Source organism: Klebsiella sp. RHBSTW-00484 (assembly GCF_013705725.1).
GTDB lineage: Bacteria > Pseudomonadota > Gammaproteobacteria > Enterobacterales > Enterobacteriaceae > Klebsiella.
The window spans coordinates 3,334,751-3,356,703 of sequence record NZ_CP055481.1 but is presented as its reverse complement, the minus strand read 5'-3'; the positions used below and the strand labels follow the sequence as shown (position 1 = coordinate 3,356,703).

21 protein-coding genes and 2 pseudogenes are annotated in these 21,953 nt (G+C 46.2%); 16 read left to right on the top strand and 7 right to left on the bottom strand.

Annotation, left to right across the window (positions count from 1 at the left end; translation table 11 throughout):
- Window positions 1-175 precede the first annotated feature (175 nt).
- The 4 genes from uspF to nifJ all read right to left on the bottom strand — a co-directional run bounded on the left by uspF (window position 176) and on the right by nifJ (window position 6,050).
- Complete coding sequence (uspF, locus tag HV213_RS15995; RefSeq protein ID WP_110273437.1) at window positions 176-610, bottom strand: universal stress protein UspF; 435 nt, start codon at window positions 608-610, stop codon at window positions 176-178.
- 82 nt (window positions 611-692) lie between these two features.
- Window positions 693-905 carry a KTSC domain-containing protein gene (locus tag HV213_RS15990; RefSeq protein ID WP_181482460.1) on the bottom strand — a complete coding sequence of 71 codons (213 nt, stop codon included), beginning with the start codon at window positions 903-905 and terminating at the stop codon, window positions 693-695.
- A 155-nt stretch (window positions 906-1,060) separates the two neighbouring features.
- Window positions 1,061-2,167, bottom strand: coding sequence for a porin OmpC (gene ompC, locus HV213_RS15985; protein ID WP_181482459.1), 1,107 nt, complete (start codon window positions 2,165-2,167; stop codon window positions 1,061-1,063).
- Between the two features lie 355 nt (window positions 2,168-2,522).
- Entirely contained in the window at window positions 2,523-6,050 is a 3,528-nt protein-coding gene (nifJ, locus tag HV213_RS15980; RefSeq protein ID WP_181486432.1) for a pyruvate:ferredoxin (flavodoxin) oxidoreductase, read from the bottom strand.
- A gap of 454 nt (window positions 6,051-6,504) precedes the next feature.
- Between nifJ and HV213_RS15975 the strand changes: the two genes are divergently transcribed.
- From HV213_RS15975 to HV213_RS33270, 15 genes and pseudogenes are all read left to right on the top strand, one after another.
- The gene (locus HV213_RS15975) at window positions 6,505-7,206 is read left to right on the top strand and encodes a S24 family peptidase (RefSeq protein WP_181482458.1); all 702 of its coding nucleotides are present in this window, start codon (window positions 6,505-6,507) and stop codon (window positions 7,204-7,206) included.
- Between the two features lie 431 nt (window positions 7,207-7,637).
- Window positions 7,638-8,000, top strand: coding sequence for a transcriptional antitermination N peptide (locus tag HV213_RS15970; RefSeq protein WP_181482457.1), 363 nt, complete (start codon window positions 7,638-7,640; stop codon window positions 7,998-8,000).
- Between the two features lie 77 nt (window positions 8,001-8,077).
- Complete coding sequence (locus tag HV213_RS15965; RefSeq protein WP_139538035.1) at window positions 8,078-8,470, top strand: phage holin family protein; 393 nt, start codon at window positions 8,078-8,080, stop codon at window positions 8,468-8,470.
- The gene (locus HV213_RS15960) at window positions 8,460-8,732 is read left to right on the top strand and encodes a phage holin family protein (protein WP_181482456.1); all 273 of its coding nucleotides are present in this window, start codon (window positions 8,460-8,462) and stop codon (window positions 8,730-8,732) included. The genes HV213_RS15965 and HV213_RS15960 overlap by 11 nt, the downstream gene beginning before the upstream one ends.
- A gap of 7 nt (window positions 8,733-8,739) precedes the next feature.
- Entirely contained in the window at window positions 8,740-9,282 is a 543-nt protein-coding gene (locus HV213_RS15955; RefSeq protein ID WP_181482455.1) for a glycoside hydrolase family 108 protein, read from the top strand.
- 206 nt (window positions 9,283-9,488) lie between these two features.
- Window positions 9,489-11,153: a hypothetical protein gene (locus HV213_RS15950; protein ID WP_181482454.1), complete on the top strand. Its 1,665-nt coding sequence runs from the start codon at window positions 9,489-9,491 to the stop codon at window positions 11,151-11,153.
- Between the two features lie 61 nt (window positions 11,154-11,214).
- Window positions 11,215-11,731, top strand: a pseudogene (locus tag HV213_RS15945) (site-specific DNA-methyltransferase); the annotation flags it as partial.
- A 30-nt stretch (window positions 11,732-11,761) separates the two neighbouring features.
- The gene (locus HV213_RS15940; RefSeq protein WP_181482453.1) at window positions 11,762-13,285 is read left to right on the top strand and encodes a right-handed parallel beta-helix repeat-containing protein; all 1,524 of its coding nucleotides are present in this window, start codon (window positions 11,762-11,764) and stop codon (window positions 13,283-13,285) included.
- Between the two features lie 369 nt (window positions 13,286-13,654).
- On the top strand, window positions 13,655-13,855 hold the full coding sequence (locus HV213_RS33750) for a hypothetical protein (RefSeq protein ID WP_442788103.1): 201 nt from the start codon (window positions 13,655-13,657) through the stop codon (window positions 13,853-13,855).
- A gap of 299 nt (window positions 13,856-14,154) precedes the next feature.
- On the top strand, window positions 14,155-15,249 hold the full coding sequence (locus HV213_RS15930) for a hypothetical protein (protein ID WP_181482452.1): 1,095 nt from the start codon (window positions 14,155-14,157) through the stop codon (window positions 15,247-15,249).
- An 88-nt stretch (window positions 15,250-15,337) separates the two neighbouring features.
- Complete coding sequence (locus HV213_RS15925) at window positions 15,338-15,943, top strand: hypothetical protein (RefSeq protein ID WP_181482451.1); 606 nt, start codon at window positions 15,338-15,340, stop codon at window positions 15,941-15,943.
- A 176-nt stretch (window positions 15,944-16,119) separates the two neighbouring features.
- Window positions 16,120-16,392, top strand: coding sequence for a hypothetical protein (locus HV213_RS15920; protein ID WP_228288540.1), 273 nt, complete (start codon window positions 16,120-16,122; stop codon window positions 16,390-16,392).
- Window positions 16,393-16,465: 73 nt separating this feature from the next.
- A complete protein-coding gene (locus HV213_RS15915; RefSeq protein ID WP_442788102.1) occupies window positions 16,466-16,825 on the top strand; it encodes a hypothetical protein in 360 nt (119 codons plus the stop codon).
- Between the two features lie 143 nt (window positions 16,826-16,968).
- Entirely contained in the window at window positions 16,969-18,462 is a 1,494-nt protein-coding gene (locus HV213_RS15910; RefSeq protein WP_181482450.1) for a hypothetical protein, read from the top strand.
- A gap of 102 nt (window positions 18,463-18,564) precedes the next feature.
- Window positions 18,565-18,714: pseudogene (locus HV213_RS33270) on the top strand (HNH endonuclease); the annotation flags it as partial.
- 101 nt (window positions 18,715-18,815) lie between these two features.
- On the opposite strand, the gene HV213_RS15905 reads toward HV213_RS33270, so the two are convergent.
- Window positions 18,816-19,787, bottom strand: coding sequence for a restriction endonuclease (locus tag HV213_RS15905; protein ID WP_181482449.1), 972 nt, complete (start codon window positions 19,785-19,787; stop codon window positions 18,816-18,818).
- A gap of 279 nt (window positions 19,788-20,066) precedes the next feature.
- On the opposite strand from HV213_RS15905, the gene HV213_RS15900 reads away from it, so the two are divergent.
- Window positions 20,067-20,339 (top strand): putative hemolysin, encoded by a 273-nt coding sequence (locus HV213_RS15900; RefSeq protein ID WP_110273417.1) that lies wholly within the window; start codon window positions 20,067-20,069, stop codon window positions 20,337-20,339.
- On the opposite strand, the gene hslJ is transcribed toward HV213_RS15900, so the two are convergent.
- Complete coding sequence (gene hslJ, locus HV213_RS15895) at window positions 20,336-20,776, bottom strand: heat shock protein HslJ (protein WP_181482448.1); 441 nt, start codon at window positions 20,774-20,776, stop codon at window positions 20,336-20,338. The two genes, HV213_RS15900 and hslJ, sit on opposite strands and share 4 nt — an antisense overlap.
- Before the next feature lie 125 nt (window positions 20,777-20,901).
- Complete coding sequence (locus HV213_RS15890; RefSeq protein ID WP_181482447.1) at window positions 20,902-21,891, bottom strand: 2-hydroxyacid dehydrogenase; 990 nt, start codon at window positions 21,889-21,891, stop codon at window positions 20,902-20,904.
- Between the last annotated feature and the right edge of the window lie 62 nt (window positions 21,892-21,953).

Below are 21,953 nucleotides of genomic sequence, written 5' to 3'. Positions count from 1 at the left end.
TTGCTTAAAGGCGGCAAGGGAGGGAGTCCCCAGGAGCATAGATAACTATGTGACTGGGGTGAGCGCACGTAGCCAACACATAAGCAACTTGAAGTATGACGGGTATATAACGATAATTCACGGCTTAGGGTGTGAAATAAAGACAAAAAGCCCGCACAATGGCGGGCTAAGAGGGTTAACGCACGACCAGCACCGAACACTCGGCGTGGCGCACGACAGCGGCAGCGTTAGAACCCAGCAGATAGGTAGTAATATCCGGGCGATGCGATGAAATAATCACCAGGTCTGCGGGTAGCGATTTCGCCATTGCGAGGATTTTATCCTTCGGCGAACCTTCCGTAATGTGGAAATGGATGCGGTCTTCCGGGATATTAAACTTACTCACAATTTCCTTCAGCCGCGATTCAGATTCCGCTTTCAGGTCATCCATCGCAGGTAGCTCAGCGGTGTAGGCCATTCCCAGCGAAGCGTAATAGGGCAGGGAGGGAATGACGGTCAGGAAATGCACCTCGGCATCATCGATTCTGGCTTCTGCTTCAACATGCTTGATAACGCGGTCAGTTAATTCTGTATCGGAAATATCGATGGGCACAAGAATCATTCTGTTCATAAAACCTCCTGTTTAAGTAACCACTAAAAGTGTAGGCCATCCGGGCGATTATTGTACATTGACCACAATCACACTTTTACTATCAGGCGCAGCGGCGTTCGGTAAATTTACCTTTGATGACGCCATCGTAAAAACGACCTTTAGAAACAACTTGCAGGAAATTACGGTAAATACGCGACGGGACACCGATATACTGCAGCGTTTGGTTATCGCGAAAGCGTATTTCAAGAATGCCAGAGGACTCGTCGTAGGCGACGGAGGTGATTCGGGAAGATTTTACGGGCTGATGATTCATAACGGGCGTCCTCTACGGCTACGGCAGTTCTTGATAGCAATATATCATTCATCGGACGACTATTTTAAGGCATTAGATATATTGTTTTGATTTGACTGAGGCTGTTGGAGGGGCAAGAGAAGGAGAGAGCCCGCCGTTACCAGCGGGCCTTAACATTAGAACTGGTAAACCAGGCCCAATGCTACAACGTCATCAGTAGAGATGCCGTTGTTAGAATAGAAGCTATCGTCTTCATCCAGCAGGTTGATTTTGTAATCAACGTAGGTAGACATATTACGGTTGAAGTAATAGGTTGCGCCGACATCAGCATATTTCACCAGGTCTTTGTCGCCATCGGTATTGCTCAGGTCTTTACCTTTAGACATCAGGAAAGAAACAGCCGGGCGCAGACCGAAGTCGAACTGATACTGAGCGGTCACTTCAAAGTTCTGCGTTTTGTTCGCGACGCCGTTACCGTTGCCGTACGGAGTCATGTTGCGAGTTTCTGAATACATGGTTGCTAGATAGATGTTGTTGGCATCATATTTCAGGCCAGTCGTCCATGCTTCAGCTTTGTCGCCACCAGCAGTGGTCTGGGTCATCTGATCGTTGGTACGGTCAGAAGAGGTGTAAGCGGCAGCGGCGCTGATACCCATACCGAAATCATAAGAAGTAGACAGACCAAAGCCGTCGCCATTTGCGTTGCGCACGCTGCGGTCGCCGTTGTTGGTGCCTTCGCCGCTACCGGCGTTTTCGTTTTTACCCTGATACTGCAGGGCAAAGTTCAGACCGTTAACCAGACCGAAGAAGTCATTGTTACGGTAGGTTGCTACGCCGTTGGCGCGGCCAGCCATGAAGTTGTCAGCCTGAGAGTAGGAGTCGCCACCGAACTCTGGCAGCATATCGGTCCAACCTTCTACGTCGTACAGCACGCCATAGTTACGGCCGTAATCGAATGAACCGTAGTTAGCGAATTTCAGACCAGCAAACGCCAGACGGGTCCAGGACTGGTTGTCAGTCCCTTCGGTGTTGTTCGCCTGGACGTTGTATTCCCACTGGCCGTAACCGGTCAGTTGATCGTTAATCTGGGTTTCGCCTTTGAAGCCAAGACGAACGTAAGACTGATCGCCATTTTTAGAAGAGTCATCAGAGAAATAATGCAGACCGTCTACCTTGCCGTAGAGGTCCAGTTTATTTCCGTCTTTATTATAAATCTCAGCGGAATGAGCCGCGCCAGCAGCTAATAATGCCGGGATAACGAGGGCCAGTACTTTTCTTTTCATTTAGACAATCCTTTAGCTGTTTTTGTTTTAGCTTCCTCAAGGGAAGTGAACTCATGCTAAAGGAGCGAATTAATATATGGTAAGTATCAATTGTTACGATATAAGTAAAATCTAAAACAAATAATACGAATGAAATGATGATAATTATAGTGAATGTTTTGATGGGAAATATATAAAATAAAAATTATACACATCAATATTAATGTCGTATTATCCGCCCGTTATATGCCTTTATTGTTATCCAAAATTTTTTTTGCTGCCGTCCGTTCCTGAGAATGGCTTTTATTGGTCGGTTAAATGACAAGCCCGAATTGATATTCGGGCTTTTTTTATATGCTGAAAAAACGTCCGCGGTTTAACTTTCAGTCGCTGGTTTTTCCGCCTTACCGGCCAACTGCGCGAGGAAGTCGTAGCGTTTTTGCAGATCTTTCGTTGCATCCTTCCACAACTGCTCCGCCACTTCCGGCTGCTGTGCATTCAGGCGACGGAAGCGCTGCTCGTTAAGCAACGTTTCTGCTAACGCGTCTGACGGTGGCCGAGAATCCAGCGCCAGCGGGAGTTTGCCTTCATCGGCGCGACGCGGGTCGAAGCGGTACAGCGGCCAGAATCCGGTAGCGGTCAGTTGACGCATCTGATCGTGGCTCAGGGCCAAATCGTAACCATGCTCCTCGCAAGGACTGTAGGCGATAATCAGCGACGGTCCCGGATAAGCCTCTGCTTCCTGAATCGCTTTTACCGTCTGGTTAAGCTGGGCACCCAGAGAAATCTGTGCGACGTACACATGGCCGTACATCATCATGCTCACGCCGAGATCTTTACGCGCTTTGCGCTTGCCGTGCTCACCAAACTTAGTGACCGCGCCCAGTGGGGTAGCCTTCGAGGCCTGGCCGCCGGTATTGGAGTAGCATTGGGTATCGAGCACCAGAATATTGACGTTTTCGGTCAGGCTCAGCACGTGGTCGAGACCGCCAAAGCCGATATCATAGGCCCAGCCGTCGCCACCAATCAGCCAGATTGATTTCTCCACCAGCGCATCGGCGTCGGTTAACAGCTCCTTCGCTCCCGCTTCATTTGCCAGAACCTTACGCAGTTCGGCAACCTGTTCACGGCGCACCTCAGGCGTTGCTTCTGCATGCAGCGCGTCGTTCAGCTCCGCCGGAAGCTTACCGGAAAACTCTGATAGCAGACGCATCACGCGCTGACGATGCTGATCGACGGTAAGGCGGAAGCCTAAGCCAAATTCGGCGTTATCCTCGAACAACGAGTTGGCCCACGCTGGGCCGCGACCGTTGGCATCGGTGGTGTACGGTGTGGAGGGCAGGTTGCCGCCATAGATAGATGAACAGCCCGTAGCGTTGGCGATTAACATCCGATCGCCGTACAGCTGAGTCAGCAGTTTGATATACGGCGTTTCGCCGCAGCCGGAGCAGGCCCCGGAGTATTCGAACAGCGGGCTAATCAGCTGTGACGTTCGGATATCAATACGTTCCAGCTTGCTGCGGTCAATTTCCGGCAGGTTGAGGAAGTAGTCATAATTCACTTTCTCTTCTTCAACATGCTCAAGGCGCGACATCATATTGATGGCCTTGATTTCCGGGTTTTGCCGGTCTTTTGCCGGGCACACTTCGACGCAGAGATTACAACCGGTGCAATCTTCCGGCGCCACCTGCAATACATATTTCTGCCCGCGCATATCGCGGGACTTCACATCCAGAGAGTGCAGGCTGGCCGGAGCGTTTTCCATCGCTTCCGGGGAGATAACTTTAGCGCGAATAGCCGAGTGTGGGCAGGCGGCGACGCAGTGGTTACACTGAGTACAAAGCTCCTCTTTCCAGATCGGGATCTCTTCGGCGATGTTGCGTTTTTCCCAACGGGTAGTGCCCATCGGCCAGGTGCCATCCGGTGGTAGAGCGGAAACCGGCAGCGCATCGCCGAGTCCGGCCAGCATCGCGGCGGTCACCGTTTTGACAAAGTCTGGCGCGGCATCGGACACCACCGGCGGGCGATTCGGGCTGTTGCCATCGACTGGCTGCAACGGCACTTCCGCCAGCGACTCGCGGGCCATCGCCAGCGCCTGCCAGTTGCGTTCGACCAGTTCCTGACCTTTGCTGCTGTAGCTTTTGGCGATAGCGCCCTGCAATTCCGCCAGCGCGCTATCGCCCGGCAGAATTTGCGTCAGATGGAAAAACGCCATCTGCATAACGGTGTTAATACGCGCGCCGAGGCTGCATTCGCGGGCGATTTTTGCCGCATTGACAATATAGAACCGTGCTTTTTTCTGATTCAACGTCGCCTGCACTTCCTGCGGCAGACGAGACCAGGCTTCATCAGCGCTGTAAGGTGTGTTGAGCAGGAAAATGCCGCCAGGCTTCAGACGCTCGACCATCTGATACTTGTCGATAAACTGGAGCTGATGACAGCCGACGAAGTCCGCCTGTGAAATCAGATAAGAAGAACGAATCGGCTTCTCGCTAACGCGCAGGTGTGAAACCGTCAGGCCGCCGGCCTTTTTTGAGTCATAGACGAAATAGCCCTGCGAGAACCACGGCGTTGAGTTGCCGATAATCTTGATATTATTTTTGGTGGCCGAGACGCTGCCGTCGCTGCCGAGACCGTAGAACAACGCTTCCAGCTTGGCTTCCGACGGCAGGGTATTTTCCACCAGCGGCAGGGAAAGGTTGGTGACATCGTCGTAGATGCCGACGGTGAAGCGCGGTTTCGGTTTGGCGGCGCTCAGTTCGTTGAAGATCGCCAGTACGCACTCTGGGCCGAACTCTTTGGAGGACAGTCCATAACGACCGCCGATGGTGCGCGGCAGAGTTTCGCGCTCGCCGCGGTTAAAGGCTTCCGCCAGGGCGGTCATCACGTCGAGATACAGCGGTTCCGCCTGAGCCCCAGGCTCCTTAGTGCGGTCCAGTACCGCCACGGCGCGGGCGCTTTCCGGCAGGACTTCCAACAGATGAGCGGCAGAGAAGGGGCGGTAAAGACGAACTTTCAGCACGCCGACTTTTTCGCCGCGGCTCAGCAGTTCTTCAACCACTTCTTCACAGGTACCAATGGCCGAGCCCATGATCACAATGACGCGTTCTGCCTGCGGATGGCCGTAGAACTCAAACGGCTTGTACTGGCGTCCGGTGGTGGCGGCGAAATCGTTCATGGCGGTTTCGACATGATCGTAAACCGCGTCGTACCACGGGTTAGTTGCTTCGCGGGACTGGAAGTAAGTATCCGGGTTAGCGGAGGTACCGCGGATCACCGGATGTTCCGGATTCAGCGCGCGCTGGCGATGTTCGTCAATTTTATCCTGCGGCAGCAGGCTACGAAGGGTATCGTCGGCCAGCGGGGCGATTTTATTGATTTCGTGCGAGGTGCGAAAACCATCGAAGAAATGAATAAATGGCACCCGGCTTTGCAGCGTGGCGATATGCGAAATCAGGGCAAAATCCTGCGCTTCCTGGACGCTGCTGGCGCAGAGCATCGCGCAGCCGGTCTGGCGCACAGCCATTACATCAGAGTGATCGCCGAAGATAGAGAGCGCGTGGGTTGCCACGGTACGGGCAGCGACGTGCAGAACAAACGGCATCAGTTGGCCTGCCAGTTTGTACAGCGTCGGGATCATCAGCAGTAAACCCTGCGATGAAGTAAAAGAGGTCGAGAGGGCGCCGGTTTGCAGCGCCCCGTGTACGGCACCAATTGCCCCGGCTTCTGACTGCATTTCGACGACGCGGGGAACGTCGCCCCAGACGTTTTTCAGCCCGTTGCCAGCCCAGGCGTCCGCCTGCTCCGCCATCGTGGAGCTGGGCGTAATCGGGTAGATGGCGATAACTTCACTGGTGCGAAACGCGACTGAGGCGGCCGCGCCATTACCGTCGATAGTGATCATATTCAATACTCACATTGCTTAATGTTTGATAAATATAAAATTTATGCTCAAGGACACTCCCTGAGCATTTGCTTATGTTTTTCTTGCAACCCGACATCAGCGCAACCTTACAGGATTCTTATCAATTCATTTTTGACGAGCGCTGTGTTACCCCGTTTGCGACTGCTTGTTTTAGTATAGACGCCAAAGAACCCGGCTTTTTTGATCTCCAGGCGCTACAAAATCCATAAGTTAGATAAATTAGTTCAGCTTGAGCATAGAGACTCGCGTATGGACGACACCCTACACCAAAATTGAGTGCGCCATTTTTCCATAAGTAGCAATGTTGCCGATTTCCGTTCGGCACCAGGAAGATGATGAAGCGTGGACATTGATGATAATTACCTGTAGGTAATTTTATGAGTGTTTGCTATATTTTGCCCATCTGATGGTAAATGACGTTAAAATCGCTTCTATGGACAAATACGAAATCCGGCGGCAACGCCTGCTCTATATCCGCGATAATTTATGTGGCGGAAAAGCCGTTGATGTGGCCCGAACCATTGGTCGGGAGCCTTCTTATGTCTCACGGATGCTCTACCCCGAAGGTAAGAAGCAAAAGAAAAGGATAGCTGACGAGATGGTCGAACTTATTGAATCTTCATTCAATCTGCCGCGTGGATGGATGGACGGTATTACCGGGAGTATTGATAGCGTGAGCGAACGAGTGGAAAATTCACCACAGATACAATACGTTATTGAAGTTCTGGATGCACAAGCCAGCGCCGGACCCGGTTGCATTGTCTCAAGTGAAGTTGATGAAACCGTCAGCAGTATCACCTATGACTCCGTCGGCGCGCTCAGGCTTTTTGGTAACCGGCCCGCAGAGCATATCAAAGTGATCACGGTATCCGGCGATAGCATGTCAGGCACGATTGAAACTGGCGATTACATCTTTATTGATGTATCGAAAGATTACTTCGAAGGTGACGGCATCTATGTCTTCTCATTTAAAGGCGCGGTGCTGGTAAAACGTCTCCAGTTCACTGCCGATGGCCTGCTTGTGCATTCAGATAACAGCAAATATGCCGACTGGACGATTGGCGAAAGCCATGAACAATATCTGAAAATTATCGGCCGCGTTATCTATAGCCACAGCGTTAAACGCTTCGTGTAAATGCAGCCATCTGCACGTCAGGCGTGCAGATGCGTCGTGTCAAAGCCTTGTTGAGAATGTTCCACGGGCTCCGCTATCAGGGTTGCTTAGGCTATCGCATAGGCAACACTTGTACTCTTCCATCTCCTTTACGACTCTCCGTCAAATGAGTTACGCATAAAAATCCTTTTTTTTCATGCGATTACAAGTTTTAATAGAAAAATATACCCAAGGGTATTTATTTTTAAATAACCTTAAGGTATCTTTATTTCATCAACACGATTTACCTCAATCATCCTGATGATGAGATACAACGATTCAGTAATGAATCTACGTGGCTGAAAAGCCAGTTTCCTCAAATAATGAACTTTGGGATGGGGTTTTCAATAAGGCTCGCTTAAGCGAATGTCTCCGCTATGACCGTACCACCAAAGATCATTTAGGAGGCCGTTATGTCCCGTCGAACCGCGTTTAAGGGTTCTGCAGCAGGCCGACGCCGTGAACGTCGCGCGCACTTGCAAAATCCTGAAACCCTCACTGCAGACGTCCTGCATCGACCGACGCCTGGTCGCGCTCAGATTCAGGCCAAAGGAGTACATCATACGCCGGACTCTATTGATAACGCTGCGCCTATAAAATTTATTGCTCAGGATGTCATCTGGCAACGCGAAGAATACAAACGCCAAATTGAGCGAGCGGCAATTATTTATCAACAAGAGTTCGGGCATAAATATATAGAATCCGCTGATTATCTTTGCCATCGGGCGATCTATGCACTTGGTTTACAAAAAAGAAAGAAAATAACGGCGAGGTAACCGTAGTGTAAGTATGAAAAATTATTCTGCACTTCGGTATTCACCATCATCACTCACAGTGAAAGAAGGGAGGATAAATGTCTGATCCTGTTTCCGGTACATCGCTAGTTGTTGCTGGTGGATTAATGGGAGCTGGTATGTTTGGGTTGGTAACAGGTATTGATTATGGCGTTGTTTTTGGGGCTTTTGCTGGTGCGGTATTTTATGTGGCAACTGCGGTAAATATTACCCGCTTTCGATTGGCCGCTTATTTCATGACTTCCTTTATTGTTGGTGTCCTGGGAGCCGGGTTAATCGGGACGAAACTGGCATCCTGGACAGGGTATAGTGAAAGGCCATTAGACGCGCTGGGCGCGGTGCTGATATCTGCACTTATTATTAAGATCCTCACGTTTCTGAATAATCAAGAACTGACCGATTTGTACAAAATATTAACCCGGCATAATAATGAGCGTCCGAATGGAAAATAATCTTTCTGCGCTGGTTAATTCAGTTCTCTGCGCTTTTATTACCCTGAATTTGATGTTTTATCGACGTGCACAGCTCAGGAGATATCGGCCATGGGTATCGTGTACAGCATATTTACTCGTGATTACCTATGCCAGCATACCGTTTCGCTATTTGTTCGGCTTATATGAGTCGACCCACTGGTTGGTTGTTGTAGTCAACTTTTTCGTTTTTATGGCTGTATTTCGTGCGAAAGGGAATATTGCACATTTAATTGATAAATGAGGCATGTATGAACAAAGATGATATTTTTAATACCATTTTGGATAAGGAGGGCGGTTATGTAAATCATCCGGATGATAAAGGTGGGGCGACAAACTGGGGAATTACTCAGGTGACCGCCCGGGCCCATGGCTATGATGGCGATATGCGAAAGCTGACGCGTCAGCGAGCGCTGGATATTCTCAATGCTGACTACTGGATTGCGCCCCGGTTCGATCAGGTTGCTGACATATCTGCCACTATCGCTGAAAAGTTGTGTGATGCTGGTGTCAACATGGGACCGTCATTACCAAGCAAGTGGCTTCAACGGTGGCTAAATGCTTTTAATCATCGCGGAATGCTCTATCCGGATCTCATATCGGATGGAGTTATTGGCCCCAGAACCTTAAATGCGTTGAGTCTTTATCTTATCCGCAGAGGGAAAGAGGGAGAGAATGTATTACTTCGAGCACTGAATTGTAGCCAGGGACAGTATTATCTGGAGCTGGTTGAAAAGTATGATTCCAATGAATCATTTGTATATGGCTGGTTGAAAGCGAGAATAGCTATGTAATATTTAATGACGAACCTCTGAATACGATTAACTCAACTATTTTACTACTATAATTAGTACCGTAACTGTCACCTGGAGAAAATAAATGTATACATCTAATTATAAGTTGTTTGTTTACTCGAACATATGACCGCAGATTGAAGTGAACTGTAACAGTTAATGCATGATTTTCTATTTTTCTTTAAAATTTCAATAAAAGGATTAATATGAGTGATATTATAAACAGTAATGACAATTATGATAACCAAGTGGTCAGTGAACACACTTTCGCAGGAATTAATAAATATAGTGCATCGCAAGATGAGATGACCTATTTCACTCCTGAAATGTTTGGTGCCGTTGGTGATGGAGTTACTGATGATTACCTTGCTATAAAAACCATGTTAGAAGTTGGCCCGATTGGGTGTACATTTGTGTTTGACGGTAGCAAAACCTATTTCAATGCCTTCGGGAATAAAAAAGCATCAGATCCATGGATGCCACTTACAGAGCGTCAGGAATGGCGGCGAACTGAAGCATGTAATTTCAGATTTAATAATGCAAAACTCACAAGACGCGTTCCTGCCTGGAATGATAATAATAAAAATAACAATTTGAACTCCGGGGCATACTATACTGATGATCATACTGCTTTATTAAGATTGAGTGGTGGTCCTTATATTATCGAAGATGCTAACTTTGATAGTGGTATACCCTTGGGGCCATTAGTAACTGTTGACGGAAGCGTGACTGGACAGACTAATTATGCTGTTGGTCAGTGTATGGACTTCGGACTTATTCTGGATAACTGTGCTGATGTAACAATTAAAGGTGGTATCTTCAAAAATTCAGTGTTTCCTGTCTATATTGACAGCTGTGATGGTGTTTATGCAACAGCTGTCAGGGTTGAGTATGCAGCACAAGCCGCAAAACGTGTTACTCCTACAGATCTTGCATATGGCGGGGGGTGTAAGATTCTCAATTCAAGCAATATTTCTATCGAAGTTTTTGGCTATAGAAATGTAAATTGCACTGCAGAAATTGAATCGCTTAATAATAATGTGCAAGTTAAGGGGTGGTCGAATCTTGACTACAGTAATTCTATCGTTATTTTTGGGAACTCCTTTGTTCATGTTGACTGGACCGCCAGAAATGTAGTTAACGGCTGTGGTGTTTATATTAGAGGGGGATTTTCTGATAACACATCAACGTCTATTAGTGGCCGAGTGATAGTGGACGCTGTTTCATGGATAGGATGTTACGTTTATCTCGCTAGCAATGCGTCTACTGACATGTTTGGTATTAATCTTGATGTTCATACTAGCAATTGTGGGCATCATGGGCTTTATATTGAAAACCAATCTAGTACAAATAAAATAAAAGGTTTGAACATTCGGCATCAATCTAAAAGTGATAACGGCGGGGCTGCAGCAACAGGGGCACCTACTCGCTGGCATGGGCTTGTTGATGGGGATATCTGGATAAACCCTACGGATGCATATCAGGGATTTTGGGCATCGGGTAACAACACTTCGGATGCTGCTTGCGTAGTTCGTGTACATGGTAGCATACGTGGTGCAACTAACAGATGGACTATCACGTCAACGATGTGTGTGGATATTGACCTGGTATCAAAAACCAATTCATATCGATTTACCTGTACTCAATTTGTCGATACGGCAGCGATTACTGCCGGAGGGACATTCAATACTAACAACTCTTATATCCGTACATTTGGTCGCTTCAATCAAGATCAAACGACATATTCTTTATTCCCAAAAATGAAAAATACGGTTTCAGGATCTGATTATGAACTTTTTTACGATACTGCAAACCATGTCGTCGTTGAAGGTGGCAAAAAATATCCAGCTTATCTTTTTATTAAGAATTGATAGAAACGTAGTGATACAGTTTATACATTTTTTTGCACCATAGAAACACCTGCTCCATCGGAAAGAAGATCAGGGGTCTCACTGGTTTAGTGTGAGCCAGTGGCAATTGCCAAATTGAGGCCGATTACCTGAATTTGCAGGGGCTTTTTCAGGATATCCCTGAGGAAAAACATTCGTTCAATGAACTAAAGAAGCTTCAAAATCAACTGGTGGCTACCTGACATTCTTTAAATTGAAAATATTCTGAGTTGTTGGAGAAGTATAAATCTCTCCGGCGTCATTTTGCGGTTTCTGTCTCGGTGTCATACACCGATGTCTGGACGCATAAGCTGGTTCAGTTTTACCTTAGCAAGCATCCATGCGAAAAGCCTGCTGGCATGCTGCAGCAGATTATCGAGGCCAGCAGTCGTCCGGGTGATCTCGCGGCCGACTTCGTTATGGGATCCAGTTCAACATTGAAGGCTGCAGCATCCCTTGGTCGCCGCAGCATTAGCGTGGAACTTGAAATCGAAAGATTTGGGCAGACAGTATGGAAAATTGAAAAGTACTTCAGGCCCATAGTAATCGATTTGAATTAATCGTTTTTAAGCCGTTTTAAGGAGATACATATGGATACTAAACAATTAGAAAATGATGCTTCAGACTTTTGTATTACACCTCAACAGTTTGGTGCTAAAGCAGACTATAACTCTACTACAAAACAAGGAACCGACGATTCACAGGCATTTATTGATGCAATTGCAGCAGCTATTTCGGCTGGATATCAGGAGGTTTATGTCCCTGCTGGTAACTATCTTGTGACCAAAGAAATCAATCTCGGTGGTGAAGGTAGAACAACGAGAGAGGGGATTCGCCTAAGAGGGGCTAACTGGAATAAATCGCAAATAATCTTCAAGGCAACTAATGATGATGATGTTTGTATCTCCTTTCGCGGTTCCCCGGGCACTCATACATCGAAAGCATTAAGCAACATATGCATTAATGCTCATGCTGATACAATGTATAAAGGTATTGGCCTGCTAATAAATAACGTCTGCTTTGGGCATGTTGATGAGTTCCTGATTGTTAATCTGATGGTTGGGATTCGAATTCAGAATTCAGGGGCCCTTGGGCATTTTACAGAATTTAACTATTTTAAAAATGGTCGATTGTTCAGGAATGCAATCAATATCCAGTTTTATCGTAATGGCGGCGATCCAAGTTTTCATGGCAACAATTTTGAGAACATCCAAAACCAAGTTATGCCAAATGGTGGTATTGGTGTTCAGGTCAATGGTGAGACTGGTGTCTGTTATTTGTACAACCAATACTGGCAAATGCAATTTTTCGGTGGGGCAGGTTGTATTGCGATTGATCTCATCAATTGCAATACCGATTACAATGGTGGAAAGCTGACTGGTGAAGCAAACCTAATCTTTAGGTCTGATGGTTCAAGTCGATGGGATTTTCACGGTAAATTCCATTCGATTAGTCCTTTTACTTTTGATTGCCCTAGCGAGTCAACTAAAACTGGTGGTCGTTTCGTTTTCGAAAATTTGACCTCCTTGCTTAATACCCCGATGACTAACTCTGCGAGCAGACTACCAGCTAATTCTAGGTTTTTGCCGTTTGTTCCAAATTTTGCAGATAAAAATGGAAATGGGATATTTCCATCTATTTTTCACATCAAATCTTCTGATGTTGAATCGTTGGGACTGGCAACATATAACCAAACTGGTAATTCATTCTACTTTGGACATATTGCCTATAACTCAGGGATAACCGATTTTATCCCAACTTTTTGGTTTGACCATGATGGTTCTAGAATCACCACAGTAGCCAAAACATATAATCTCAACCTGGATTCTTCACCTTCAAATGCTGGAACAGGTTATGTTTTCGGCGACACAATGCTAAGACCTAAACAGGATAGTGTAGTCGATCTTGGTAGTAGCGCTCGAAAATTCAGGGATGGATTCTTTTCAGGAAAAATCAGTGTTGGTGCAACTCCTGTTACGACAATGGGAGAAGGTATAGCTACGACTAGCGACGTAGGGTCTGTTGGTCAATTGAGAGTTGACAAAGACACTAAAACGCTTTTTGTATGTGTTGCTACTAATCAGTGGAAGAAAGTTACCTTAACTGATATTTAATAATTAAGCCCCCGCTTATCGGGGGTACTAACCTTTGATTAGATAATTATCATCTCAGCTTGCAACGAGCAATATCAGCAATGAAATTGCTATAGCTACTATTGTTAGTAAAGTTATCACTTCAAGTGAGGGGCTATCCGCCAATATAAAAAGTTATAGAATTAATATGTCTTCTGTTGGGTAAGTATTAACACTGCCAAATAATTATGGCATTTCATCTGGTTATGAGTAATATCTTAAAATATGAAAATCAACACCATTTATTGTTGCTTCATATAACCAGTGTAATTTTGTTTCTATTGAGAATGGCGGAAATTATACTACTCAGTCATGGACTCCACTGCGGGGAAAAATACAAGCTTGAATTCGATGGAACATACTGGAGAATTTGGAGTTAAATCTAAATATTTAACCGGAAAAATACAGTTATGGCATGAGGTGCGGATGGGGGATGAATTTATTATCTTCCTGGTAACTGCCGTGTTCGGAGTTATTGCTGGTGCATTTGGATTCGGTCATATGCGTGACACCAATAAAGCGGAAGCAAAAGTCGAGCGGCAGCACACCTAAGAGAACGTCGCTGCTAATATTGCTGTAGCAGAACGTAAAACGGAAGTCACGAAAAGGACCAGCGATGTACAATTGTTAGCCATATCTCTGATAGGGATGTTGATCGCGAGTTGAGCGAAAACTTTACCCGCAAAACCTGAAGTCGTCGATACCGCCTGCGCCTGGGTGCGGATTATCTATCTCACCGAACACGACATCAATGTGATGGATAAGCAGACCAAGCGCGACATCCTATTTCATAACAAAACTTGGCAGTTGAACTGTCAAAATTTAAGCAACTCTCTTTAACAGGAAAGAGTATGACGAATTTAGAATTTTGCCCTGATATTGAAACATTGCGTACCATTGAGCCTGGTTCCAATAGTCAGTTAATTACTATTTGCAGTGAAATGCTATCTAATCTTTTGAATACAGAGCAGACCAATACTTGTGCGGAGTTTCGTTCAGACTTGACTGATACAACCACAGTTGATGATAACTGGCTGTGCATTGTCACTTCTTCAGGAAAACGTTGGAAAAGAGTAATTAAAGGGATGTCACTCAATCTCGAGCTTGCAGGTATTAAATCTGGAGATGATATTTCTGTACCCTTAATGCAGGCAATTAATTACGTAGATAATTATGTTCGTAAGTATGGCTTTAAAAATAGGCCTATTATTTCAATTAAATCGGGAGGTTATTATTTATCCCAAAATATTACAATGCCTTCATGGGTATCTTTAGTTGCTTATGGGAATGTAGAGTTAAATGCAACCGCAGTGACTTCTGGTCATGTCATTAGTATCACAAATACAGTGGTCGGGGTCGATACAGTTCACTACAAGGGTGACAACTTATCTTCAATTGGTGGGACTATCTTCATTACGGGACCGGGTCAGAATGCTACGTCACCTAACGGAATTTTTATTGGAAATACAGTACAGGGAAAAGCGCCGTGTCGTAATGTAAAAATAAGAAATGTAGCGGTCAAGAATACCAATTGCGCAGTTTGTTTTGGCTCTATTGATACCTATATGACAATGCTCAGTGATTGTCATTTAGAGTATAATTATATCAACGTGTCATCTCCCAATAGCTCATCAACGAACTCTGGAGAGACCATGAAGTTTTACAATGTGGTTTTATCTCATTCTATTGAGAGCCATATTTATAACAATACACCCGCGATGGATATGTGCTTTACTTTGTGTAACTTTGATTTCACAAATGGTGATGTTATTAAGTTAGGTAGGTCAGCTACATATTTATCAATAAGGATTGTTTCAACTCACATTGAAGCATGGGACGGATATCTCCTTGGTGGTCCAGATACTGCATTATCAAACACCATCGTTATGATTGAACAGCCGCTGTTACTTCCGAGAGCCCGTAAAGCTGTATCAGGCTTCGCCTAGCCGACCTTTAACAAATACCCCTACACAATTATTGTTGAATGGTTTGGAGCTAAGGCATGAGTATCCTCCATACATTGAAGATATTTTTATGACAGATTATCCAGGAGTCACCGTCTCAAACTATCTGAAAGACCCATTCAGACAAGTTCCCTCCCGGAATTGTATTTTGAACAGAGGATGGGATTTTAGTAATGAGGTTGTAGGCGCTTCATTATCGGCGAATGAATTTGTTAGTATTTCTGCTGGATATCATAACTCTATGGAGGGAGTCATTACTACCCGGAATGATGGGAAAGGCAATCAGTTGACTGTAAATAGCACTTCCTTGAACGGCAATCTTGTATTAAATTGTGAGAAAATCTCTGTTCAGCCTGGTTGTTCATATCATGTATTTTCTGCAATTCAGGCTCTATCCGCCACCGGACGTATGCGATTAGTGGCCAGAATTCGCTGGCTTGATAGCGATGGGAATATAATTGGTATTGATAAGTCTGTATACAATGCTGACATGAGAACAGTATATGATAACAAGTCATTGCCTAATTATTCTGAAGGTAATTCAAGATATATTGCTGCGACGGTTACTCCACGTGTAGCACCTCCCGGAGCTGTTGCTGCTTACCCACAAATGGAATTTAGCCAATTTCTTGGTGAGTTTAATATTTCGCGGCTTGTTTGTGCCAATGTGCCGTAATTTTGATTGAACACGATTAAGGGACTGGCATCTATCCCTGCTTGAGGATATTACGATAAAAATCCTTAAGCGGGGATAGTAAGAAAAGATTCACATGAATTTGACGTGTATTACACCACTCGGGCCAGAGCTGCGTCGCTGCCATGCCACAAAATGAAAACAGCCACAGAGAGAACATGATGAATAATTTAAAAATTGAATACGTTGATGGCCAACTCGTCACCGTTGTTGTTGAGGGCGTATCAATGCTTGACGCTGGATTTACAGGGTTAAGCTTTGATCACTTTTTGGGGAAACAGCCTCATCTGAAATTTGAGGTAGAAGGAGGAAGACCAGTTGTTACTAAGCCCCTACCTCAGCCATCAACGCAGGAAGGTGAACTGCTACCAGCCGAAATTGCACCGCGTCCCCAGCGTAACAGCAACAGAAACCGCAACCGGAGCCATTAATCATGTTCAGTCGCGATGATTTAACTACTACGCGTCGTCCACCGATGCTGAATCAGGTAATAAGCTGGCAACGATGACAATCGAGGTTCGCGATACAGTCCCACTTGCAGAGCCAGTTCTGAAAACGCAACTGCACTGTCTGACAGATAAAGCGAAAAAGAAAACGTACTCCGTGGGGAAGCAAAGTCTCGCGAATGGTTCCGATCCTCTTCTTGTTGCGATTGAAAGCCACTGGCGTAGCGGTACAGAAGCTCAGGTGAAAGACTTGCTGGCAGAAGTGATGGATTTCATTTCTGGCAGCATTGGGAATGAAACCATCTGGGTGGGGCAGTACGGTCTCAAAGTATTTGAGAATGCTCCTCTGGTTGACCGTTTGCCGGAAAGCGTTCTGCAGGCTGATGACAGCGTTATACCAGCACTAACAGAATCCTGAAGATAAGAGCGTTAAAGGCAAACAGTTGCGGTTAGTATCCTCTCTTCAATTCAATTCAATTCAATTCAATTCAATTCATAATTGACACATTTTTTTAAAATTAAAATAACCACCCCGTAGGGCGGTTTCTTTGGAGACTAGATATGTCTATAGAGATTGATGATATCTATCAAATGGTTAGTGTTCAGGACTATATGACTGATGCTGAAAAAGTATCAGCAGATAACCCATCTGGGACAGTAGATCATAGTGCAGCTTTCAAACAAGCCTTTGACTCAGGTTATCGTCTTATTTTCGTCCCTCCGGTTAAAGGACGTTATATCGTTGGCGATGTTGTTATACCTTTCGGTGTTAAAATGATAGGTAAAATAGGGTGGCGTCCATATAATGTAACCAGTGATGCTAGTTTTAATAATGTTGGGTCAGTAATTCGTAAAAAAAACGGCTCTACGAATATGTTTTTCTGGAATACAAGTTGCTTCGCAGAGGAAATTGTTTTCGATGGGGTTGATCGCAGTACTCCTGCAATAGAATCTCAGTCCGGAGGTAAAATTACTGTAGGGTTTTTTAAGTGTGGTTTTTATCGTTGGGCCAAAGTTGGTAATAAAACTGGTGCATATCTTGGTTGTAGTTTTCAACTTTGTGGGTTCAACCAAAATACAATAGGTATTTATAATACGGTTGATGGAAACCACATAGGTTGTGTGATTAATGCCAACAAGAGTGATGGGGTTCGTTTAGAAACCGGAGCTGACAGTAACACCTTTTTAAATTGCCGCTGTGAGTGGAACGAGGGAAATAACTGGAGTTTCTTCGGATGTACTTCAATTCAGGTTCTGAATGAAATATGCGATAGAGCATATAGTTATGGCTTCAGGATTTCTAACGCTAATGTAACATTAAGCAATGTTGATATAAGACGAAGTGGAAAAACAGCAACTGGAAATAACAGTGCCCATTTTTATATCGAATCTTCTACAGTCAAAATGATTGGCGTTAAGACATCTTCGGGAGTCGATGACACTGGCGGTAATATGGTTGATGCATCACCTGCCTATACAATTCAGTGGGTCGGCGCTGCTAATTCAAGTACTTTTGATGCTCTCGGATGTAATTTTTCAGGATTCACTGCTGGGGTACAGAATACGACATCAAGTCAGGCTGCTACTCGCAGAGTGATAGATTGTAAGTCGTTGGACGATTTTGTTAATGAGGGTAATGCTCTCATTAGTGGTGGCAGAAGATATATACAACACGTCCAATCACAAGGCGTTGCTGGTAATATTCCTGTTAGGTTATCTTTCTCAACACGTAGAGTGAATACGGACTCTAATGATATTAATACTATTAATCTTCTTTGGAGGCATACCTCTACTGGCACGTCAAATGGGGCTACTGTTACTGTTGTTACATCAAGGGGAACAGGTCCCGCTACAATGAATGTCATAGGCATTCAATGTAAAGGAGATATAATTGGAGAAGATGATGTAAACAGTACGACCCTACCGCCTCCTGTTGGAAGAAACTACCAGCTTACCGTAGGAAATGTGGCAACCGATGGTAGCACTTTTGATTTGATATTCAAGGCTAAGGCAACTAATACAGGTAATTTTGTTGTGCGTGGCTATTTACAATAAAAAATCCCGCCCGATGTCAGGGCGGTTTTAATAAGAAATCAGGTTGGAAAATATATTATTCAGACCCGAGCATAATTGAGATGCATTTTGCAGGATGAAAGTATGAGCAAAGAGCCCCGTATTATATATAGCAGCAAATGGGATCGTGAACGTCTTACCTTCCTTCATGCTTACCCTTTGTGTGTTATGTGCCATGAACAGGGCAGGGTGGCAGCTGCAACAGTGGTTGACCATATTGTTCCGCACAAACTATTTGTCAGTCACTTCTATTTGAGAGTTTACTCACTTAGTGCCGTATCCAATATTCGCGGGTAGGATCAGTTTTGCGATCTGAGTCAGCAGCCGCAAACTGGTTAGCTAACGTCAGGCGCATCAATCCACTCATCGAGAATCTGAATAAACGCGGCTATTTCATCATGATGGTAAAGATACACATCCAGTTTTTGCGCCGCTTGTCTGGCATGGGGAGTAAACTCGCTGTTGCTGACCACCATGGCCAGCAGGCAATCGTAGAATTGTTTAGCGGCGAAGACTTCCTGAATCGCTTTATTGCCAACTTTTCCCTGATAGTGTTTACACTGGACCGCCAGCCGACATCCCCGGTAATCGACCAGAATATCCAGACCGTGGTCGCCGCTGCCGCGAGTCACCTGGCAGGCGGCACCTGCTTTTTCAAAACAGCTGGCAACAAAATGCTCATAGTCGATTCCGCTTAAATAGGGGCTATAGCCTGGCGTATGCGGTTCGGGCATTTCGTCGACCACGCGCATGATCTCGCGCCTGACTATACGTTCGAACTGCCCGGGTAAAGTGAACGCGCGATAGCTCACGCGACCAGACCCCCATACTGACTCCGCAGGGTTGTTGTCCGGCCATAGCTGATTAAGCTGCTGCTGGTGTTGTTCAATCCAGTGGTTCAGGTCGTATTTAATGACGTGTTCGAAGAAGTATTCCAGCTCGCTAAACCACTTTTCATAGTGCTCAACACCATAATCGTCGGTAACGGTCAACGTACGTTCTTTACGCTTCAGCGTATTCAGATGCGATGAATAAAGAGGAGGCAGCGCATGCGCCAGCAAGTAAGCGGCAAATGCACCAGCAACCATCTCTTCTTTGGCTCGTTGAAAAAAGAGGCTTGAACGCGTGAGTTGGCTATTTTTTTCGATCCAGGTTATGGCATCATCGCCCCGAAACGCGACCTCACACGCTTCCTGCCAACGATCTTCCAACTGATACTGTTTGATAAAAGGTAAAAGTGAGATCCTGAATGTGGTAAGTTCGTCTCTGGTTTTATCTGCTTCAGATTTAAACAAATTGCGTAACATGGCGATCCTGAATTTTTACGTGCGCGTAATCATGCGCTCATTTTGCAACGCGTCGGCCACTTAAGAAATATCTCAACGTGTATTTTCACCATACCCCCTATTTATTAGTGGGGTCGATTGCTTGCAGGCTTTCTCGATAAGATCAACCTTTGCGCAAAAAAATTGCTAGAAAATGTTAATACGGCGCATAAATACGTACTTTGCCTCTCGACGCCGCTCGCTGTGCTGCCTATTATTCTTGGGTTTGTTCATTTTCAGATGTATCTGAGGGGAGAGAGAATGCGAGCAGCTTTTTTAGTCGGATGTGCCGCGTTGTTACTGTCGGCGTGTAGCAGTAACGATGAACCTGTTCAGCAGGCAACAGCGGCGCACGTGCCGCCAGGGATGCGTGCTGCGATGAGCAGCAGCGGTGAGGCAAACTGCGCGATGGTCGGCGGCTCGTTATCGGTGGCCCGCCAGCTCGATGGCTCCGCTATCGGCATGTGCGCATTGCCAAACGGCAAGCGCTGCAGCGAGCAGGCGCTGGCAGGCGGAAGCTGCGGTAACTATTAATTCACCAGGTCGGCGAGTTTGTATACCAGCGTTTGATCGGCGGTGGCCAGCGTGAGCTGATTTTCCGTCAGGTCGACCTGTGCGCCTTCGCGCAACATTTTACCGAGCGTAGCATCCAGCGAATTCAACTGCGGATCCGCGCATAACATTCGGGTCATTGCCAGCTCTTCAACCTTCAGCGCGCCGTCAGAGACTTTGCCCGTGCCGCTGAAACGGTTGCACATATTACCTGAAACGAACATCTTGCCAGTTATCGGCATCTTTTCGCCGAAGCTCAGCTCTAGCGGCTTATCCCCTGCATTCAGCGGCTGCCCGTTGACGCTGGTTAGCACGAAACGATGGTGCTGAAGCTGCTCCGCTCCGGTCGACACCTTACTGTTATAGACGCAGCCCGATAGCAACATTCCCGCCGCCAGCAGTGCAGCAAATTTGTTCATTTAATCTCCAAAAATATTTATCACATCAATAAATGAAGGGGATTGTAACTGTATCGCAGGCGATTTCTGTGGGGATTATCTGAATGTGCCCCCCGTGAGAGGGGAGCACAAAAGGGAAAGGAAAATCAGACCAGCGCGTTCGGGCAGGTTTCGCCAGCATCCACCTGGCGCAGGTTGTCGAGGGTAGTTTGCGAAATACTGATCAACGCTTCTGCGGTCAGAAACGCCTGATGGCCGGTAAACAGCACGTTGTGGCATGCGGAGAGACGGCGGAAAACATCGTCCTGAATAACGTCGTTAGACTTATCTTCAAAGAACAGGTCACGTTCGTTCTCATAAACGTCCATCCCCAGTGCGCCAATTTTCTGGTGCTTCAGGGCGTCAATCGCTGCCTGAGAGTCGATCAGCGCACCGCGACTGGTATTGATGATCATCACGCCATCTTTCATCTGATCAAAAGCGGCGTGGTTCAGCAGATGATAGTTTTCATCCGTCAGCGGGCAGTGCAGGGAGATAACATCGGACTCTCTGTACAGCGTCTCAAGATCGACATACTCCACCCCCATATCCAGCGCGGCGGCGCTTGGGTAGGGATCAAATGCCAGCAGGCGCATACCGAAGCCTTTAAGAATGCGCAGCGCGGCGACGCCGATTTTACCGGTGCCGATAACCCCTGCGGTTTTACCGTGCATGGTGAAACCGGTCAGCCCTTCCAGAGAGAAGTTAGCGTCGCGGGTACGCTGATAGGCGCGGTGAATGCGGCGGTTCAGCGACATCATCATGCCGATAGCATGCTCTGCGACCGCTTCCGGCGAATAGGCCGGTACGCGTACCACGCGCAGCCCCAACTCTTTGGCGGCATCGAGGTCAACGTTGTTGAACCCGGCGCAGCGCAGGGCGATGTACTTCACACCGTGAGCTTTAAGTTCTTCAAGCACCGGGCGGCTACCGTCATCGTTAACGAAAATACATACCGCTTCGCAGCCGTTGGCAGTTTTCGCGGTCTTTTCGGTTAGCAGGAAGTCAAAAAATTCAAGTTCAAAGCCGTATGTATCATTAACATGCTGCAGATACTTCTTGTCGTACTGCTTCGTACTATACACAGCGATTTTCATAAGACTTTTCTCCAGTGATAATACCGTCACGGTAGCATAATTAAAATAATCTTACAAATACT

Coding starts and splice junctions, on each gene's coding strand:
- uspF (WP_110273437.1), bottom strand. CDS start 610: ATGAACAGAATGATTCTTGTGCCCATCGATATTTCCGATACAGAATTA.
- HV213_RS15990 (WP_181482460.1), bottom strand. CDS start 905: ATGAATCATCAGCCCGTAAAATCTTCCCGAATCACCTCCGTCGCCTAC.
- ompC (WP_181482459.1), bottom strand. CDS start 2,167: ATGAAAAGAAAAGTACTGGCCCTCGTTATCCCGGCATTATTAGCTGCT.
- nifJ (WP_181486432.1), bottom strand. CDS start 6,050: ATGATCACTATCGACGGTAATGGCGCGGCCGCCTCAGTCGCGTTTCGC.
- HV213_RS15975 (WP_181482458.1), top strand. CDS start 6,505: ATGGACAAATACGAAATCCGGCGGCAACGCCTGCTCTATATCCGCGAT.
- HV213_RS15970 (WP_181482457.1), top strand. CDS start 7,638: ATGTCCCGTCGAACCGCGTTTAAGGGTTCTGCAGCAGGCCGACGCCGT.
- HV213_RS15965 (WP_139538035.1), top strand. CDS start 8,078: ATGTCTGATCCTGTTTCCGGTACATCGCTAGTTGTTGCTGGTGGATTA.
- HV213_RS15960 (WP_181482456.1), top strand. CDS start 8,460: ATGGAAAATAATCTTTCTGCGCTGGTTAATTCAGTTCTCTGCGCTTTT.
- HV213_RS15955 (WP_181482455.1), top strand. CDS start 8,740: ATGAACAAAGATGATATTTTTAATACCATTTTGGATAAGGAGGGCGGT.
- HV213_RS15950 (WP_181482454.1), top strand. CDS start 9,489: ATGAGTGATATTATAAACAGTAATGACAATTATGATAACCAAGTGGTC.
- HV213_RS15940 (WP_181482453.1), top strand. CDS start 11,762: ATGGATACTAAACAATTAGAAAATGATGCTTCAGACTTTTGTATTACA.
- HV213_RS33750 (WP_442788103.1), top strand. CDS start 13,655: ATGGAACATACTGGAGAATTTGGAGTTAAATCTAAATATTTAACCGGA.
- HV213_RS15930 (WP_181482452.1), top strand. CDS start 14,155: ATGACGAATTTAGAATTTTGCCCTGATATTGAAACATTGCGTACCATT.
- HV213_RS15925 (WP_181482451.1), top strand. CDS start 15,338: ATGACAGATTATCCAGGAGTCACCGTCTCAAACTATCTGAAAGACCCA.
- HV213_RS15920 (WP_228288540.1), top strand. CDS start 16,120: ATGATGAATAATTTAAAAATTGAATACGTTGATGGCCAACTCGTCACC.
- HV213_RS15915 (WP_442788102.1), top strand. CDS start 16,466: ATGACAATCGAGGTTCGCGATACAGTCCCACTTGCAGAGCCAGTTCTG.
- HV213_RS15910 (WP_181482450.1), top strand. CDS start 16,969: ATGTCTATAGAGATTGATGATATCTATCAAATGGTTAGTGTTCAGGAC.
- HV213_RS15905 (WP_181482449.1), bottom strand. CDS start 19,787: ATGTTACGCAATTTGTTTAAATCTGAAGCAGATAAAACCAGAGACGAA.
- HV213_RS15900 (WP_110273417.1), top strand. CDS start 20,067: ATGCGAGCAGCTTTTTTAGTCGGATGTGCCGCGTTGTTACTGTCGGCG.
- hslJ (WP_181482448.1), bottom strand. CDS start 20,776: ATGAACAAATTTGCTGCACTGCTGGCGGCGGGAATGTTGCTATCGGGC.
- HV213_RS15890 (WP_181482447.1), bottom strand. CDS start 21,891: ATGAAAATCGCTGTGTATAGTACGAAGCAGTACGACAAGAAGTATCTG.